Raw genomic sequence first — 17,517 nt, forward strand, 5'->3', positions numbered from 1 at the left:
GAAGCCGGTCCGACCGACCAGCCGGCCGACGCCAACGCCACCGATCCGGTCGCCGCGGCGCAGGACCAGCTGGGCGTTGCCGCCGAGCTCTACAATGTCGGCATCGGCCAGCTCGAGGCCGGCGACGCTTCCGGCCAGTCGACCATCGACGCCGCCAACAAGCAGTTCGCCGATATCTGCGCCACGCTAGGTTACTCTGACGTTGCCCAGTGCCTCGCAGACATGGGCATCACCCTGCCTCCCGTCCCCGAGGTGAAACCGGCAGCTGAAACCACTCCGCCGATCTCCGAACTGCCGGGCGCCCAGGAAGCGGTGACCCCGCAGGCCGTCGAAGTGCTGCCTGAGACCGTTGCCCCTGAAGAAGCGGCTCCGGTGCTCGACAGCGCCAAGGACTTCGCCACCCAGGTGGTCGATGGCCAGGCGCCGGCCGAACAGCCGGCGGTTGCCGAAGAACCGACCGCTCCGCCGCCGACCGACGACAAGGCCGCTCAGGCCGACATCGCACCGGTCGAGGTGCAGTCGCTGGCCAAGCTGGAAGGCGAGAAGATCGCCGTCGATGCCCTGCCGGTGATGGAGGTGCCGCAGAACGTCACCATAATCAACAACGTCACCAACGTGACGAACATCACGAACAACACGACTAATGTGACGAACAACAACACCGTCAACAACAATAACGGTGGCGGCGGCCAGGGTGGCGGCGGTAAGGGCGGCGGCGGTAAGGGCGGCGGCAAGCCCGGCAACAACTTCACCAACTCGGGCTTCATCTTCCAGATCGGCGTCAACCTGATCATCTCGAACCCGGCCCAGGATTTCGACCGCATTCGCGACAGCGATGAGGACGAGGTCTTCTACCAGCGCCTGCCGGGCGGCCGTGTGAAGGAGACCATCGAACGCCCGAACGGCGTGCAGATCGTCACCATCCGCGACAAGTGGGGTAACGTGCTGAAGCGCTCGCGCATCATGCCGGACGGCCGCGAGTACATCCTCGCCTACCAGGACGAGGACGATTTCGAACAGGATGACGACTATTTCGGCAACTGGCGTGACCCGGGCGACGACCTGCCCCCGCTGCGCCTGACCATCCCGATCCGCGACTACATCCTTGATGCCGATGACGCCGACGAAGAAGAGGTTGAGCTGTTCTTCCGTGAACCCCCGGTGGAGCAGGTCCGCAAGATCTACACCATCGAGGAAGTGAAGCGTTCGGCCCGTATTCGTGACTCGGTGCGTCGCGTCGAAGTCGGCGGGCTGACCTTCGACTCGGGTGCGGCGACCATCGCCCGCAGCCAGGTCGGGGCGCTCAGCAAGGTTGCTAACGGCATGCTGGCGATCCTCGAGGACAACCCGGGCGAGACCTTCCTGATCGAAGGCCACACCGACGCCGTGGGCGGCGACCAGGCCAACCTGATCCTCTCCGATCAGCGCGCCTCGACCGTCGCCCGCATCCTGACCGACTTCTACGACGTGCCGCCCGAGAACCTGGTGACCCAGGGCTATGGCGAGCGCTACCTGAAGGTGAAGACGGAAAAGGCCGAAAAGCTCAACCGCCGCGTCTCGATCAAGCGCATCACCTCGCTGATCACGGTTGCCGATCGCAACTGAGCGAACCACTGAACTGACGGACGGGCCGGAGAGCGATCTCCGGCCCGTTTGGTTTGGGGGCGGGGCTATGCGTGGGCCATCCCCACTGCGTCACCCCTGCCCCTTGCCTCACCCCAAAAATCCGCTATCCCTCGTGCACGATATCCTTGCCGGAGCCTCCATGCCCAAGCGTCTCGAACTCGTCATCGAAGCGGTGATCCTCGCCTCGCGCTGGCTGCTGGTGCTGTTCTATCTCGGGCTGGCGCTGGCGCTGGCGGTCTATGCCGCGACCTTCGGGGTGAAGCTGTGGGATTTCGTCAGCCACGTCTTCACCATCGACGAAGCCGATGCGATCCTGAAGATGCTGGCCCTGATCGACGCCGCGCTGGTCGCGAGCCTTGTGGTCATGGTGATCATCTCGGGATACGAGAACTATGTGTCGCGCTTCGATGATGGCGATGCGGTGCACTGGCTGGGCGAGATCGACGCCGGCTCGCTCAAGATCAAGGTGGCCTCGACCATCGTCGCCATCTCGTCGATCCACCTGCTGCAGGTGTTCCTGAACGTGTCGAGCTACACCAGCGACCAGTTGATGTGGTTCACGCTGATCCACCTCGCCTTCATCGTCTCGGCGCTGTTCCTCGCCTTCATCGATCGCATCTCGGCCCAGACCAAATCGATCAGCAAAGCCAGCCGCGGCGACGAAAAAGCGGCAAAATCGGCAGAAAACTGACCCGTCGGCGACAGCTTTTCCTCATCTCCGTCGCACCAAAATTACTAGAGGTTTCAGCGCCTTACGATATCGCGCGGAATCAATTCCGCAATTGATCAAGTTTGCGGGAACAATTCTCGCCGCTCCCGAGTTATTGCCGCCATACGGTACTCAAACAAAGGAGCTTGATCATGGCTGTCCCCGAACGCGATACCGTCTACTCGAGTGATGACGCCAACCGCACTGTCTACACCCGCGAGTCGAGCGCGACTGGCTGGTTCGTAGGCATCATCGTTGCCCTGGCGTTGCTCGCCATTGGCTACCTGGTGTTCTCGGCCAATTCCGGCCCGTCGACCACTTCGACGACCGTGAATAACACGCCTGCAGTTGAAGCCCCGGCCACTCCCGCACCGGCTCCGATGACCGAGGCTCCGGCCACGGGCACCGAGACCACGCCGATGGCTCCGGCCGCTGAGCCGGCTCCGGCCCCGGCTGATGCCGCTCCGGCGACTGAGGCTCCGGCGGCGGCGCCCGCCACCGAGGCTCCGGCCCCGGCAACTGAGGCCCCGGCCGCGCAGTAAGCTCGGTCGATAGTAGAGCTTGAGCTTCGGATCCTCCCCCGAAGCTCCCTTAACCCCGGCAGTTCCGCTGCCGGGGTTCCTTCATTGCTCGATATCGTAGAAGCTGTAGTAGAGCACCCGCATGTCACGGTCGGGCTCGAAGTTCGAGGCCTGCCAGGCGAACTGCGTTTCGCTGATCTTTTTGGCTTCGAGCGGGCAGAAGGCGACGAGGTCGAGGTTCTCCATCCCTTCCGCCGGGTCTGCCTTGTCGACCACCAGGTTGAACTCCTCGATCGGCCCCTTCCAGAAGTTGCCCGTGGTCAGCACATAGCCCTGCGTCACCACCTCGTAGCCACCCTTGGCCTTCTGGCGCGCCACCGCGTTGAGCACCGCGTCGTCGATGCAGTACTCCGCCCTGGTCGCCGCGACACTCTCCGGGTCGTCGTACTCGCCGCCGCCCTCGTAGACCTGGCCGTAATCGCTGGGGTACCCATTGAGCGGCGCGTAACTGATCTCGACCACCGTCTCGCCCGGAACGAACGCCTGCTCCCACTCGTAGACCGCCTGGTAGCTCCAGTTCGGCCACCACAGTTCTTCGGCGCTCTCTGGCGCACTGGCGAACCAACCTTTCGCCACGAAGGCTTCGAGCGTCTGGCGATCGAACCGGGTCGCGTGGAACTGTTCGGCCAGCAGCAACGGCTCGAGGCCGGCGGCCTCGATCTCCTCCGTGATGTCCTTGCCTTCGAGCTGGGCGAATTCGTGCAGCTTGGCCGTGATCGGCTTGCCATTCACCTTCACCGCAAAGTCCATGTAGTTCCGTGGATCCGCCAGCTGCTCGATGCTGCCCCCGCCCAGATAGCTCGGCCCACCATCGAGCGGCACCGCCGGCATCGGAAAGCCGATGGTGTGGGTTTCGGCCGCCGAAGCGTCCGAGCGGTACTCGTAGCGCACCCGTACTTCGCGCACGCTCAGGTAGAGGTCCTCGCGCGCAATGGCGATGTTGGCGGCCTGTTTGAACACCACCCCGCCGGCAGGAAATTCGCTGATCACCCCATTGGCCAGCGCCGGCGCCGCGAGGCTGGCGAAGACGATGAAAAGAGCACTGCGGGCCAGCATGGGGTTCCTCCTCGGTTCGGACGCCGGCCCTGTGCGGGTTTGCGCCTGAACCGCGGCTGAACCGTCCGGATCAGAGCCGCCGCACCGGCTGTCTGAGGATGGTCTTCAGTTTCTCCGGCGCGACCTTGCGCGGATCGCTGAGATAGATCTCGTGGTGGTGGCCGGTTTCCTTGAGCCCGTTCGCCGGCACGAACTCCTGATGCAACCGGGCAAGAGTCGGCGCCTCATCGTCATAGCTGCCGATATGCAGCGTCTGCACCGACAGCCCCTCGTGATAGGCCTCGAGCCTGAGACTCGCCGGCGGCGTTCCGAGTTTCTTGGTTGCCTTGTCCGTCGCCGCAGCGAACAGGGCTGACGTCACGAAATCCGGCTGCAGGATCATGATCGTCCACTGCCAGTCGCTCTTCTTGCGGGTGAGAAACGTCGACATGTCGTCGGCCCACCACAGCGCCTCCAGCGGCCCCACCACATAGTCGCGGCCAAGTTGTGCCTTCGCCGCGAACTTCATCGCGTAGCTCACCGAGTAGAGCCAGGCGACGCCTGTCTTGTAGTCCTCGGCGGTGTTGGGATCGCCCGCACCGTCTATCTGCAGGTAATGCAGCGGCGGCACGTCTATGATCTCGAACTTGCCCTTGGGCGCGTTGTAGAGCGCCTTGTGCTGCTTTTTCAGGTCGAGCTTTTCCAATTTCACGCCTGGGGCTGCGGCGGCACGATCAGCGTCGTTTCCTTGGGCGACGAAAGGACGATCAGCGTCTCGGTGCGCTGCACCCCTGGCACTTCCTTCACCACCTGGGCGAAGAACCCCTCGAGGTCGCGCGTCGTCCTCAGCCGCACCTTCATCAGGTAGTTCCAGGATCCCGTGACATGATGCGCCTCGAGCACCTCCGGCGACCGGGCGATTGCGGCGAGGAACAGCTTCTCGGTGGTCGGATCGCTCCAGCCCACGAATACGTAGGCGAGCAGGTCGAGCCCAACCTTTTCGGGATCGACGCGCGCGTGAAAACCACTGATCACGCCCAGCTTGACCAGCCGGCGGATGCGGTCATTGAGGGTGGACGGCGCGACACCCAGCGTCTTGCCCAGCTCCGCCACCGGCACACGGTCGTCTTCCTGCAACAGGGCCAGCAGCCTGTGATCGATATCGTCGAGACCGCTCGCCATGAGCTGTCAGCCCTCCGCCTTCTGAACCGCCACAACCTAACCGGCGAGCCGAGAAAGGCAACCTTTGGCCCTGCGCGAACTTGTCATCCTTGCGCAGCCCGACCGGGCTACCTAACTCCCTTTCCGAACCACAAAAAACTGGGAGAAAGCCATGTTCAACATCGACGGTATCATCAAGGCCCTGCAGACGGACCCCAATGCCCAGCGCACCGCGATGACGGGCGCCGCCGGGCTCGCCGCCGGCATGCTGCTCTCGGGCGGCGGGCTGGGCAAGATGGTCGGCAACGTCGCTAAGGTGGGCGCGGTTGCAGCGGTCGGCGGTCTCGCCTACTCTGCCTGGCAGAGCTACCAGAAGAACCAGCAGCAGGCCGGCGCCGCTTCGGACGGCGCGCCCGCTACCACCAAAGACTCCTTCGTGCCACCGCCGCAGGCGGCCTATCAGGGCGAAGAGCTGGGCAAGACCCTGGTGCGGGCCATGATCGCCGCCGCCAAGGCCGACGGCCAGATCGACGCCGAGGAGAAGGATCGCATCTTCAAGCGCCTCGAAGCGATGCCGCTCTCCTCCGAAGAAAAGGCGTTCGTCTTCGACGAGCTGGCGAGCCCGCTCGATATCGATGCCGTCGTCGCGCGCGCCGACACGCCCGAGCACGCCTCGGAAATCTACGCCGCCTCGCTCGTCGCCATGCAGCCTGATACGCCAGCCGAGCGCGCTTACCTCGAGGCACTGGCCTTCAAGCTGAAGCTCCCAGCCGGCCTCGTCGCCGAGATTCACCGCCAGGCCGGGCACACCCCGCCGGCGCCGGTCTCGTCCTCGGCCTACGTGCCAACCAGTAGCGTCTGAGTTACAAGGCTGTGCGTTCTTGCGCGGCTCAAAACGCACAGCCATCTAGGGCGCACCACACGAGGATTGCGCCATGGAAATCGGTCTCTACTCCTTCGCCGAGAACACTCCCGATCCGCTGAACGGCGGCCATCTGCAGTCGCCGGCCGAGCGGCTCAGGGACCTGCTCGAAGAGATCAAGCTCGCCGATGAGGTCGGGCTCGATTTCTACGGGCTGGGCGAGCATCACCGTCCCGATTTCGTCGCCTCGGCGCCGGTAACCATCCTCGCCGCCGCCGCCGCCATCACCAAACGCATCCGCCTTTCGACCGCTGTTACCGTCTTGAGCTCGGACGATCCGATCCGCGTCTGGCAGCAGTTCGCAACGCTCGATCTGCTCTCCAATGGCCGGGCCGAGATCATGGCCGGCCGCGGTTCGTTCATCGAGAGCTTCCCGTTGTTCGGCTACGAACTTGATGACTACGACACGCTGTTCGAGGAAAAGCTCGCTGAGCTGCTGAAGATCCGCGAAGGCGGCAAGGTGCAGTGGGAGGGCTCCGAGCACACCAAGCCGATCCCCGGCATCGCCATCTACCCCAAGCCGGTGCAGGAGCCCCTGCCTCTGTGGGTCGCCGTCGGCGGCACGCCCAACTCCGTCGCCCGCGCCGCCTATTATGGCCTGCCGCTGATGCTCGCCATCATCGGCGGCAATCCCGAGGCCTTCACCCAGTTCACCGAGCTCTACCGCCGCACCGCCGAAAAGGTCGGCCACGACCTCGCGAAACTGCCGATCGGCATCTCGTCGCACGGCTTCATCGCCGAGAACTCGCAGGATGCGCTGGATACCGCTTTCCCGGCCCATCACGAAGCGATGAGCCGTATCGGCCGCGAGCGCGGCTGGCCGCCGACCACGCGCGCCCAGTTCGAAGCCGGCGCCAGCCCTTCCGGTGCCTACTTCATGGGCTCGCCGCAGCAGGTTATCGACAAGATTCTGATGCAGCACGAGTGGTTCAAGCACGATCGTTTCGGCCTGCAACTGAGTGTCGGCACCCTGCCGCACGCCAAGGTCATGAAGGCCATCGAGCTGTTCGGCACGGTGGTGAAGCCAGCAGTAAACCGGGCGCTGGGCGGCTAGCAGTAACCGTTGACGTCGGGCGCACCGGTGGTAATACGGGTCCCTAATTCAACCGTGGGGCCAACGCGTTGCTGCCGATCTTCTACATCAACATGGCCTCCCGCCCGGATAGACGGGACCATGTCGAACAGCACCTCGCTCTATTGGGTCTCACCGCGACGCGCGTCGACGCGGTGACGCCGTCCGACTTCGACTTACCGGCAGGATCTCCACTCAGCCCCGGTGAGTTCGGTTGTAGCCGCAGCCACCAGAAGATCTGGCGGCTGATGGTCGAGCAGAACATTGCCGCAGCACTGATTCTCGAGGACGACGTGCTGTTGGCCGACGAAGTCCCGGCCTTACTGGCCGACCCTGCCCTTCTGGCTGGCGGCGTCGAGGCCATCCAGTTCGAGTCGCGTGGCGGCACCAGAGCCCTGGTCGGACCGGCGGTCCCTACAGGCGTGCCGGGGGTGAGCCGCAACCGGCTGATGTCGTCGAGCCTCGGTTCGGCGGCCTACATCATGACCATCGTGCTGGCCCGGCGCCTGCTGGCGCGCCCCGATGTCGACCGGCTGGCGCTCGATCACCTGCTGTTCGGCTGGGCCGGCGAGCTTTGCTACGACGCCCGCATCTTCCAGACCCTCCCGGCGCTGGCCATCCAGCTCGATCAGACCGTCGAGGGCCGGCGCGGCGCCGGCAAGAGTGACCTGGATGACAACCGGCTGACCGGGGCGTTGCGGCACAAGAGCCTCGCCATCCGCTGGCGCAGGCTCAAGATTCAGTTCCGGCACTACACGCGCGTGCTCGTGACCTTTGGGGCCAGCGGCGAACTGTGGGGGTCGCGCAAGCTGCAGTTCCCGATCGCCGAGAACCTGCGCAGGCTCATGTAGGCAGGGCCCAACGCGATGCCACTGCCGATTTTCTACATCAATCTCTCATCGCGCCTGGATCGCCGCGAGCACGTGGAACGGCAGCTCAGCGCCCTGGGCCTGACCGGAATCCGCATCGATGCGGTGACGCCCTCCGACTTCCAGGTGCCGCCCGCCTCGTCCCTCAGCCCCGGCGAACTGGGCTGCAGCCGCAGCCACCAGAAGATCTGGCAGCTGATGGTCGAGCAGCACATTGCCGCAGCGCTCATTCTCGAGGATGACGTGCTGCTGTCGCAGGAACTGCCCGCCGTACTCGATGATCCGAACCTCTTGGAGGGCGTCGATGCCATCCAGATGGAAACCCGGCAAACCTCGGCGATGGTCGGCCGGTTGGTGCCCAGCACGGCGGCGGGGGTCGGCCGCGGACGCCTGATGTCATCCAGCATGGGTTCGGCCGCCTATGTGATGACGATAGCTCTGGCGAGGCGGCTGGTGACGCATCCCGAGGTGGACACCCTGCCACTCGACACGCTGCTGTTCGGACGCCCCGGCAGCCTGTTCTATGAAGCCCGCATCTTCCAGTCCGTGCCGGCACTCGCCATCCAGCTCGACCAGACGATTGAGGGTCGAGAGGGTGCCGGTCGCAGCGATCTCGACGCCCGTCGCGGCATGTTCTCGTCTCGCGACACCCGCAGCACGGAACCACGTTGGCGTCGGGCATCGCGCCATTGGGCCCACCACCTGAGGCTGGTCGCGACCTTCGCGTCGACCGGCGAGCTTTGGGGTGCCCGGCAGTATCGGTTGCCGGTGGCCAGCGACCTCAAGCGGCTCATGTAAGCCGTACTGGACAGCCTCGCCCGCTTCGTGCATTTGCGTGACCTGATGCAGACCATTCCCGTCTACTACATCAACCTCGCCTCCCGTCCCGATCGCCGGGCGTTCATGGAGCGCCAGTTCGCTGAGTTCGGCATCACTGCCGAGCGCATCGAGGCGGTGCGTATGGACGAAGTGCCGCGTGACCTCCTCGAGTGGCACAAGACGACCCACAGCCTGTGGCGGATGGCCGAGGGCGACCTCGCCTGCGGGTTCAGCCACCAGCGCTGCTGGCAACGCCTGCTCGAGAGTGGCGCGGCGGCCGCTCTGGTGCTCGAGGACGACGTGCAGCTCGCCGCCTCGGTGCTCGATTTCCTCGATCCGGAGTTGGCCGAGCGGCTGGGCGCCGACCTTCTGAAGCTCGAAACGTTCCACAGTCCGGTGAAGCTGGGGAGCGTATCGCAGCATGTCGGCACGACCGAGCTGCGCGAGCTCTGCTCCTCGCAGATGGGCGGGGCCGCCTACATCCTCACCCGCGACGCCGCACGCCACTCGCTCGGCAGTGTGCTGCGCAACCAGATGGGCATCGATCGCTTCCTGTTCGGGCGCGGCGGCTATCACCTGCTGCGCAGCCGCGTGCTGCAGGCCATTCCAAGCCCCTGTATCCAGATCGACAAGCTGGACGCCGCCAGCCGTATCGGTGAGAGCAATATCGCGGTGACCCGGACGCGCTCGGCGGCCCGGCCGGCGCGCGACCTGACGGCCGTACTCGGATTGCAACTCGACCATGTCGGCCGCCTCGCGCGGCTGGCCGGCCGCGATTTCGCCGCGCTGCGCGGACCGCGGGTGGTCATTCCATTCGCCAGCGCACCGGAACCTTGATGACGGCGTTTCCTGCCAGCCAGATCCCGGTCTACTACATCAACGTGGCGAGCCGCCTTGATCGCCGCCAGTTCATGGAAGAACAGTTCGCCCGCCTGGGCATCGTTGCTGAACGCCTTGATGCTGTTACGCCACGCGAGGTGAGCGACACCCGCATGGCGGCTCATCAGGGTTCCGGCACCCCCTCGGCAATGGCACGCGTCGAGGTCGCCTGTTCGATGAGCCACGAAAAGGCCTGGCGCCTGTTCCTGAGCCGGGGACAGCCGGTCGCTCTCGTGCTCGAGGACGACGTGGTGATGGGGAATGGCTTGAAGACCCTGCTCAGTCCGTCCGTCTATGCCGATATCGACGCCGAGCTGGTGAAGCTCGAAACGACCTACGAACTCATTCGCGTCGGCCAGATCCGAAGAACCGCGGGGCATTACGCAATCCGCCAGCTCCTTGCTACGCATGTGGGGACCGGCGCGTACGTCATCACGGCGGATATGGCACGCCGCGTGCTGGCCGATCCGCGGCTGCAGGCCATCACAGTCGACAACTATCTGTTCTCGCGCAAGGGTCCGGTCATTCCGTCGCGCGGGCTGCTTCAGGTGGAGCCGGCGCCGGCTGTTCAACTGGTGCACTACCGGGGCGGCAAACGAGGTCAAGCCGGGGACAGCGATTTGGAAGGCGATCGAGCCCATCTGCGTGCCGCACGGCCTCGACGAGACGGCTGGCGATCCGCGCTCGCCAGCATCTCCTACACGCTGCGCCTCGTGGCGCACATCCTGCCCGATCCCGAAGCGCGCCGGCAGAAGCGCCGAGCCATCGCATTCGAGCACGACGCCTAGCTTGTAGGCCCCCTGGCGCCTACTTGCCGCTGCGCCGGATGCTCTTGATCTGCAGCGGCGGCAGGCCGGATCTCTCGGCAATGGCCTGGTCCTGCTCCATGATGGCGGTGCGGGCCGCCTCATCACCGTCGAGGCCGCCGAGTAGGCTCGCATCCACCTTGCGGTTGGAGCGCTGGCTGCCATCCTCGTAGACAATGTCGAACAGCACGAACTCCGTGCGGGCGGTGGGTTTCTTGGCCATTTCTGGAACTCCTGTTGGCGGCGCGATTTCTGCGCACGCGGCAATCTCGCGGGGGGTGATATACGAACGTCCCCGGGGTGCGACCGCATCCCCAGAGCGCTCTGTTGTCTGCGTGAGGCGGCCGGCTACGGGCGGTAGATACCCTCGCCCTGCTCGTCGATGATCTGCCGGCCCTTGGCCAGCGCGAAACTGACCACGTCTTCCTTGGACGAGAAGCGATCGGCACGCACGAACTTGTAGCTCTTGAGCTCGCCGTCGATCTCTTTCTCGATCAACCCGGCAAGCTGGTACTCGCTGCCCACCGGCATGATCAGCGACTTGACGGTGAAGCCCTTATAGGCCTCCTCCGCCACCACCGCCGGCTCGATCGACTTGCCCGTCGCCGCGCTACCGCCGCCACCGCCGAACAGGTTCTTCCAAAAGGACATAGGCGCGCCTCGGGCAAAGGAGAAAGTTCGATCGATTTAGGCCGCCAGCGCCCGTTTGTCCACCGTGCACCAGCGCCCGGGCCGGCTGGCCCCCTCGCATCGCCAGTTCAGCCCCGCCCTGCGGCCCGCCATTGGGCCGGCGACTTACCGATATGGCGATGGAAGGCGCGACTGAACGCAGCTTCCGAACTGTAGCCGATCTGCTCGGCGATCGCCGAGAGCCTGAGTTCGGTGGCCACCAGCAGGTTTGCCGCCAATTGCATGCGCCATTCGGCGAGATAGTGGATCGGCGATTGCCCGAGCAACTCGCGGAAGCGCTCGCCGAGAACCGAGCGCGACGTCGCCGCGGCCCGCGACAGCTCGGCGACACTCCAATCCCGCACCGGGTCGTCGTGGATGAGCTTGAGCGCCCGGCTGACGATCGGATCGTTGGTGGCCGCCAGCCAGCCACTCGCCAGCGGCGCCTCGGACGAATAGAGCCGCAGTGCCTCGACCAGCAGCAGTTCCGGCAGCCGCGCCGTGGTGCCGTCTCCGGACGGGCCATCCTCCAGTGCACGGCTTAGCACCACATCGAACAGCGTGGCGGCATTACCCGTGGGGCGGATCCTGATCACTGGCGGCAAGCTGCGCAGGAACGAGTTGAACAGCAGCTCGTCGCTGCTGAAATAGCCGCAGACCAGCTCGGTAACCTCCCCATCGCCGCCGTGGTGCAGGATCGGAATCTCGCTCCATGGTGTCGGCGGCAGCAGCTCGCTGATCTTCACCGGCGCCACCATTTCGTGGCTGCCCATCAGGTGCCGATGCGACGCCGGCAAAATAGCGAGGTCTCCGGCCTCCAGTTCGACCCGATGGCCGGCGGCGGTGATCCAGAGCCGGCCGCGCCGCACACTGTGAAACACGATCAGCCGCTCCGACCCCGGCGCGAGCAGGTCGATCAGCGCACAGTTTCCCGGCGAGTCGAAGGCCCAGGGCGAACTGTAGGCGCCCTTCAGAAAGAGCGAGCCGGAGAGCCGGACCCGCCGCAGCACATCCGCCAGCAGTCCGCTCCCCGTCGTGGTCACTCCACGATACGGCGTTCCAGTCACGCCAGCCGGCGTTTCGATCATGGTCATTATTGGTGGCCCGAATAGATGGTTGCCCCACCGCGGCAGGAGTTCTGCGCCCGGTACCTGACAACCGTCAATACGAGGAATCTATGCCGAATATTCAAACCACCGGGAATAAGTCACCATCGGGCGGTGTTAGCGCTAAGGCGGGCAATTCGACTTTGCGTTGCGCCCCACGGCCGGCCCGGGTGCTTGCCGCCGGAGCACTGTTGCTTTCGCTCGCCGCCGCCCCGGCATTCGCCCATGGCGAGGTCGCGATGGATGCCGGGCCGAACCCGCTCGCCGACAGCGTACGGGAGGCAAACGCCCGCTTCTCCGACGTGGCGGTCGCCATCTCGGAAGGCTACGCACCGATCCCATGCGTGTCCGGCACCGACGGTGGCGCCATGGGCATCCACTACGTGAACGCCAAGCTGATCGAGGACGAGGTCATCGACATCGCCCATCCCGAGGCGGTCATGTACGAGCCCGGCCCGGACGGCCAGCGCACGCTCATCGCGGTGGAATACATCACCACCAAAGGTCCGGCGGAGCTCGACGGACACCTGTTCAGTTTCACCAACGCCCCGAACCGCTACGGGCTGCCGGCCTTCTACGAGCTGCATGTCTGGGCCTGGCGGGCCAACCCGACGGGTGCCTTCGCCGACATGAACCCCAATGCCTCCTGCGACGCAGTCGCGGCCACCGCCAACTGAGCTCTCAACCAAGGATACTGCCATGAAGCGTTATGTGATCGAACGCGAGGTGCCGAACTTCGGCGCCAACGACAATGCCGGCTTCTGCAACGCCGCCAAGGCCTCCAATGCCGCGCTCGCCAAGCTCGCCCCGCGCGTGCAGTGGGAGCACTCTTACGTCATCGGCAACGGCACATTCTGCGTCTACCTCGCCGACGACGAGCAGGCCATCCGCGAGCACGCCCGCCTCAGCGGCTTTCCGGCGAACCGGATCACCGAAGTCGTCCGAATGATCGACCCGACCACCGCAGCCTGACGCGGGTTCAGGCCGGGGCAAACGAAAAGGGCGGCGCCATGGCACCGCCCTTTTTGCTGTTCGGCTGAAGCGCCGTAGTCTTAGTTGTCGAGGAAGCTGCGCAGCTTGCGGCTGCGGCTCGGGTGCTTGAGCTTGCGCAGCGCCTTGGCCTCGATCTGGCGGATACGCTCGCGCGTCACGCTGAACTGCTGGCCGACTTCCTCGAGCGTATGGTCGGTGTTCATGCCGATACCGAAGCGCATGCGCAGCACGCGTTCCTCGCGCGGCGTCAGCGACGCCAGCACGCGGGTCGTGGTCTCGCGCAGGTTCGACTGGATCGCTGCGTCGATCGGCTGGATGGCGTTCACATCCGGGATGAAATCGCCGAGGTTCGAATCCTCTTCGTCGCCGATCGGGGTCTCGAGGCTGATCGGCTCCTTGGCGATCTTCAGGACCTTGCGGACCTTGTCGAGCGGCATCTGGAGCTTTTCGCTCAGCTCTTCCGGGGTCGGCTCGCGGCCGATCTCATGCAGCATCTGGCGCGAGGTACGGACGATCTTGTTGATCGTCTCGATCATGTGCACCGGGATACGGATGGTGCGGGCCTGGTCGGCGATCGAGCGGGTGATCGCCTGCCGGATCCACCACGTGGCATAGGTCGAGAACTTGTAGCCACGGCGGTATTCGAACTTATCGACCGCTTTCATCAGGCCGATATTGCCTTCCTGGATGAGATCGAGGAACTGCAGGCCGCGGTTGGTGTATTTCTTGGCGATCGAAATCACCAGGCGAAGGTTGGCTTCCACCATTTCCTTCTTGGCGATCGCCGCTTCGCGCTCGCCCTTCTGCACCTTGTGGACGATCCGGCGGTACTCGGCGATATCGAGGCCGGTTTCCGTCGCCAGCGTCTGGATGTCACCACGCAGTTCGTTCGCCGTATCAGCTTCGCGCTTGGCGAACTCCGCCCAGCCCTTGCCCGACAGCGACGCGACCGTCTCCATCCAGTTCTGCTCGAGCTCGCTGCCATAATAGGCCTCGAGGAAGTTCTCGCGCTTTACGCCATAGCTTTCGGCGAGGCGCAGCAGGCGCCCCTCGAGACGCACCAGGCGCTTGTTGATGTCGTAGAGCTGCTCGACCAGGCTCTCGATACGGCTCTGGTTCAGCGACAGCGACTTCACGTCGGTGATCACTTCGGAACGCAGGCCCTCGAGCTTCTTCAGATCGGCGGCGGTCGCCGGCGCATTGCCCGCCATGCGGTCCTCGGCATGCCGGTCCTGCATCTTGCGCATCTTGCCATAGGCTTCGGCGATGCGGTCGAAAGTCTCGACCACCTGCGGCTTCAGCTCGGCTTCCATCGCCGAAAGCGACAGCGAGTTCTCAAAATCGTCGTCTTCTTCCTCGACCGGGTCCTGCGGCGCCTGCGGCTCGTCGGGAACGTAGTCGTCCTCGTCATCGCCCGAGCGCGGCGCCGGCTTCGCCTTGGCAGCCGGCCTGATCTCTTCCTTGACCGCGGCGGGACGCTCGATCTCCGACGGCATTACCGGAGCCGCCTGCTTGGCGTCGGGGCCGGCATAGGTCGCTTCGAGATCGATGATGTCGCGCAGCAGGATCTCGGCGTTCGCCAGCTGGTCGCGCCAGATGATGATGGCCTGGAAGGTCAGCGGGCTTTCGCACAGGCCCTCGATCATCGTCTCGCGACCGGCCTCGATGCGCTTGGCGATGGCGATTTCGCCCTCGCGGCTGAGCAGCTCGACAGAGCCCATCTCGCGCAGGTACATGCGCACCGGATCATCGGTGCGGTCGCTGCCTTCGCGGGTGTTGGATTTCGAGGCCACGGCGGTGCCGGTGCGTTCGGCGAGCTCGGTCGATTCCTCTTCCGGGGTATCGGGCTCGGCCTCTTCGACCTCGTCTTCGTCGACGACGTTGATGCCCATATCGGAGAACATCGCCATGATGTCCTCGATCTGCTCGGAGTTGACCTCCTCCGATGGCAGAACGGCATTCAGTTCTTCATAGGTGACGTAACCGCGCTTCTTGGCGGTCTTGATCAATTTTTTTACGGCGGCATCGGATAGGTCGAGCAGCGGGCTATCGGGGGCTTCTGCCCCAGCTGCTGCGCCGGCAACTTCCGGCTTCTCTGCATCTTTGGTCTTGGTCTGGGTCGCTGCCTTGGTGGCCATCTAGCTTGCTGCTCCGGGTGCCCGATCGGGAGGGCGCCGATAGTCGTTAAGTGGTCACGGCTTGAGACATCGTAAAGGGACGGGCTGGCGCGACGGTTTCCGATATGCCGTCACTTGTTCGTCACCGGTGCTGATTCGCCCATAAGCGAAATCGCGCGTACCCGCAGCCTTAACTAAAAGCTTCGTGTCGCGCGCCCCGATAACGAACCAAACCCTTCGATCAATGCCTCTGTGCCATCGACGGTGGTGATCTGGTTCTGGATGTCCCGCAGCCGTTCGAATGTTTCCTCGCTCGGGTCGTCGCCCAGCGCCAATTCGGCTGCCTTCAGGGCCTTATTTAGCTCAACGGATTTGTAATGCAAGGCCAGGGCATGACGTAATCCGATCTCAGCGTCCGGATCGGCGATTTCTGCCCCGGTCTGCCAAACCCCTTGGCGGGCCAGCAAATCCCGCATTTTCTCGATCGCTTCACCGAAGCCACGCGCCCCAAGTGCGGCATTCAGCGCCTCGGCACTGATATCGTGATCCCTGGTCACGAGGTCGAGCATGGTGCCCAAGAGGTTCCTCGAGGTCGGTGAACTGAGCTCCAGCGACGCAAGTGATTCGAGCCGGCTGTCGGCCAGCGCCGGGTGGTTCACCAGGCAGACGAGGATCGCCGCCTCGCGCGGCGTGGCGTCCACTCCCCTGCCCGGCTTCAGCAATCGAGAGTTGCGCAGAGTATCCGACACCACGACCCGCGGACTACCGCGACTGCCGACCGGGGCGGCATTGCCGCCGCGCGGATTGCGTCGATCGAAGCCGCCACGCTGCCCGCCGCCGTCGCGCCGCTCCCAGCGCTGGTTGCGCACTGGCGCAAAGAACGCCGAAAGTTTTTCGTCGAAGGCCTGCAGGTAATGCCGCTTCACCGAGGCCTCGCCGATGGCGTTGGCCCGGGCGCGCAGGCGCGACTCGAGCGCCGCCCGCGCCTCCGGCGTCTCCGGCACGATGCCGCCGGTCTCGATGCTCCAGATCACATCGGACAGGGAGCGGGCCCGGTCGATCACATCGGCGAAAGCGCCGCGCCCCTGCGCCTTGATCAGGTCGTCGGGGTCCTGCCCCTCGGGGAGCGTCGCGATCCGCACCGTCCGCCCCGGCTGCAGGTGCGGCAGGACGATCTCGGTGGCCCGGGCCGCCGCACGCTGGCCGGCGCCATCGCCGTCGAAACACAGCACCGGCTCGTCGCTCATCCGCCACAGCATCTGCAGGTGCTCTTCGGTCAGCGCCGTGCCGAGCGGCGCCACCGTACCCTCGAACCCCGCCGTCACCGCCGCGATCACATCGAGATAGCCCTCGACCACGATCACCGATTTGCCCGAGCGCGCCGCCTCACGGGCAGTCTGCCCGTTGTAGAGCGTCATGCGCTTCTTGAAGAGCTCGGTCTCGGGCGAGTTGAGATACTTGGCCGGCACATCCGCCGACATGGCTCGGCCACCGAAAGCGATGACCTTGCCGCGCAGATCGGTGATCGGGAACATCACCCGGTTGCGGAACCGGTCATAGGGCAGCGGCGATTCCTCGCGCACCACCACGAGCCCCGCATCCACCATCTCCTGCGCCGAAACGCCGTTGGCGGCGAGGTGCTCCTTCAAGCCGTTGGCGCTGTCAGGCGAATAGCCGAGCCGGAACTTGGTCTGCGCCGCCGCGGTCACCCCGCGCTCATTGAGATAGCCGCGGGCCCGCGCTCCGATATTGTGGCTGAGCGCCGCCTCGAAATATTGGGTGGCAACCTCCATCACGTCGTAGAGCGAGCGCCGGCTTTCCTGCCGCGCCTCGTCGCGCTCGTCGCGCGCCGGCATCGGCACGCCGGCCATCCCGGCGAGTTTTTCCACTGCCTCGGGAAAGCTCATCCCGGCCTTTTCGGTCAGGAAGCGGAAGTGGTCGCCAGATACCCCACAGCCGAAGCAATGGTAGATGCCGCGCCGGTCATCGGCATGAAAGCTCGGGCTTTTCTCGCCATGGAACGGGCAGCAGGCCCACATGTCGCCGCGTTGCGGCTGGCTCTTGCGCTTGTCCCAGATGACGTGCTCGCCCACCACCTGCGAGATCGGCAGGCGCTGCCGGATCTCATCGAGGAAGCCGTCGGAAAAGCGCAT

At 64.9% G+C, this 17,517-nt stretch carries 19 protein-coding genes; 11 read left to right on the forward strand and 8 right to left on the reverse strand.

The window, feature by feature from the left end:
- The 3 genes from VW23_RS29135 to VW23_RS29140 form a co-directional block, all read left to right on the forward strand.
- Window positions 1-1,605, forward strand: a 1,605-nt coding sequence (locus tag VW23_RS29135) for an OmpA family protein (protein WP_069911757.1), incomplete at its 5' end; no start/stop codon positions are given.
- A gap of 160 nt (window positions 1,606-1,765) precedes the next feature.
- Window positions 1,766-2,317 (forward strand): TIGR00645 family protein, encoded by a 552-nt coding sequence (locus VW23_RS22630; protein ID WP_069911758.1) that lies wholly within the window; start codon window positions 1,766-1,768, stop codon window positions 2,315-2,317.
- Window positions 2,318-2,487: 170 nt separating this feature from the next.
- Window positions 2,488-2,877, forward strand: coding sequence for a hypothetical protein (locus tag VW23_RS29140; protein WP_069911759.1), 390 nt, complete (start codon window positions 2,488-2,490; stop codon window positions 2,875-2,877).
- 81 nt (window positions 2,878-2,958) lie between these two features.
- Here VW23_RS29140 and VW23_RS22640 read toward each other — a convergent pair whose 3' ends face one another.
- From VW23_RS22640 to VW23_RS22650, 3 genes are all read right to left on the reverse strand, one after another.
- Complete coding sequence (locus tag VW23_RS22640) at window positions 2,959-3,972, reverse strand: DUF4424 family protein (RefSeq protein WP_069911760.1); 1,014 nt, start codon at window positions 3,970-3,972, stop codon at window positions 2,959-2,961.
- Between the two features lie 70 nt (window positions 3,973-4,042).
- A complete protein-coding gene (locus tag VW23_RS22645; RefSeq protein WP_244513707.1) occupies window positions 4,043-4,663 on the reverse strand; it encodes a GyrI-like domain-containing protein in 621 nt (206 codons plus the stop codon).
- Window positions 4,660-5,133 carry an Lrp/AsnC family transcriptional regulator gene (locus VW23_RS22650; protein WP_069911761.1) on the reverse strand — a complete coding sequence of 158 codons (474 nt, stop codon included), beginning with the start codon at window positions 5,131-5,133 and terminating at the stop codon, window positions 4,660-4,662. The genes VW23_RS22645 and VW23_RS22650 overlap by 4 nt, the downstream gene beginning before the upstream one ends.
- Before the next feature lie 151 nt (window positions 5,134-5,284).
- Here VW23_RS22650 and VW23_RS22655 point away from each other — a divergent pair, with 151 nt between their 5' ends.
- The 6 genes from VW23_RS22655 to VW23_RS22680 all read left to right on the forward strand — a co-directional run bounded on the left by VW23_RS22655 (window position 5,285) and on the right by VW23_RS22680 (window position 10,461).
- A complete protein-coding gene (locus tag VW23_RS22655; protein ID WP_069911762.1) occupies window positions 5,285-5,974 on the forward strand; it encodes a tellurite resistance TerB family protein in 690 nt (229 codons plus the stop codon).
- A 73-nt stretch (window positions 5,975-6,047) separates the two neighbouring features.
- A complete protein-coding gene (locus tag VW23_RS22660; protein ID WP_069911763.1) occupies window positions 6,048-7,088 on the forward strand; it encodes an LLM class flavin-dependent oxidoreductase in 1,041 nt (346 codons plus the stop codon).
- A 68-nt stretch (window positions 7,089-7,156) separates the two neighbouring features.
- Window positions 7,157-7,957 (forward strand): glycosyltransferase family 25 protein, encoded by an 801-nt coding sequence (locus tag VW23_RS22665; RefSeq protein WP_084646393.1) that lies wholly within the window; start codon window positions 7,157-7,159, stop codon window positions 7,955-7,957.
- A 15-nt stretch (window positions 7,958-7,972) separates the two neighbouring features.
- Entirely contained in the window at window positions 7,973-8,773 is an 801-nt protein-coding gene (locus tag VW23_RS22670) for a glycosyltransferase family 25 protein (RefSeq protein ID WP_069911765.1), read from the forward strand.
- A gap of 45 nt (window positions 8,774-8,818) precedes the next feature.
- A complete protein-coding gene (locus VW23_RS22675) occupies window positions 8,819-9,631 on the forward strand; it encodes a glycosyltransferase family 25 protein (protein WP_069911766.1) in 813 nt (270 codons plus the stop codon).
- A complete protein-coding gene (locus tag VW23_RS22680) occupies window positions 9,631-10,461 on the forward strand; it encodes a glycosyltransferase family 25 protein (RefSeq protein WP_069911767.1) in 831 nt (276 codons plus the stop codon). Before VW23_RS22675 ends, VW23_RS22680 begins: the two co-directional genes overlap by 1 nt.
- Window positions 10,462-10,480: 19 nt before the next feature.
- Here VW23_RS22680 and VW23_RS22685 read toward each other — a convergent pair whose 3' ends face one another.
- The 3 genes from VW23_RS22685 to VW23_RS22695 form a co-directional block, all read right to left on the reverse strand.
- Window positions 10,481-10,702 (reverse strand): hypothetical protein, encoded by a 222-nt coding sequence (locus tag VW23_RS22685; protein WP_055880400.1) that lies wholly within the window; start codon window positions 10,700-10,702, stop codon window positions 10,481-10,483.
- 125 nt (window positions 10,703-10,827) lie between these two features.
- Window positions 10,828-11,130 carry an HlyU family transcriptional regulator gene (locus VW23_RS22690; RefSeq protein WP_069911768.1) on the reverse strand — a complete coding sequence of 101 codons (303 nt, stop codon included), beginning with the start codon at window positions 11,128-11,130 and terminating at the stop codon, window positions 10,828-10,830.
- A 107-nt stretch (window positions 11,131-11,237) separates the two neighbouring features.
- The gene (locus VW23_RS22695; RefSeq protein WP_084646394.1) at window positions 11,238-12,242 is read right to left on the reverse strand and encodes an AraC family transcriptional regulator; all 1,005 of its coding nucleotides are present in this window, start codon (window positions 12,240-12,242) and stop codon (window positions 11,238-11,240) included.
- Between the two features lie 251 nt (window positions 12,243-12,493).
- Here VW23_RS22695 and VW23_RS22700 point away from each other — a divergent pair, with 251 nt between their 5' ends.
- Window positions 12,494-12,931: a hypothetical protein gene (locus tag VW23_RS22700; protein ID WP_244513708.1), complete on the forward strand. Its 438-nt coding sequence runs from the start codon at window positions 12,494-12,496 to the stop codon at window positions 12,929-12,931.
- 22 nt (window positions 12,932-12,953) lie between these two features.
- Window positions 12,954-13,226 carry a DUF4242 domain-containing protein gene (locus VW23_RS22705; RefSeq protein ID WP_069911770.1) on the forward strand — a complete coding sequence of 91 codons (273 nt, stop codon included), beginning with the start codon at window positions 12,954-12,956 and terminating at the stop codon, window positions 13,224-13,226.
- Between the two features lie 80 nt (window positions 13,227-13,306).
- Here VW23_RS22705 and rpoD read toward each other — a convergent pair whose 3' ends face one another.
- Both rpoD and dnaG read right to left on the reverse strand, forming a co-directional pair.
- Window positions 13,307-15,385: an RNA polymerase sigma factor RpoD gene (gene rpoD, locus VW23_RS22710; RefSeq protein ID WP_084646395.1), complete on the reverse strand. Its 2,079-nt coding sequence runs from the start codon at window positions 15,383-15,385 to the stop codon at window positions 13,307-13,309.
- A gap of 173 nt (window positions 15,386-15,558) precedes the next feature.
- Window positions 15,559-17,517 carry a DNA primase gene (gene dnaG, locus VW23_RS22715; protein WP_069911771.1) on the reverse strand — a complete coding sequence of 653 codons (1,959 nt, stop codon included), beginning with the start codon at window positions 17,515-17,517 and terminating at the stop codon, window positions 15,559-15,561.

The sequence above is a fragment of the Devosia insulae DS-56 genome (genome assembly GCF_000970465.2).
Taxonomy (GTDB): domain Bacteria; phylum Pseudomonadota; class Alphaproteobacteria; order Rhizobiales; family Devosiaceae; genus Devosia_A; species Devosia_A insulae.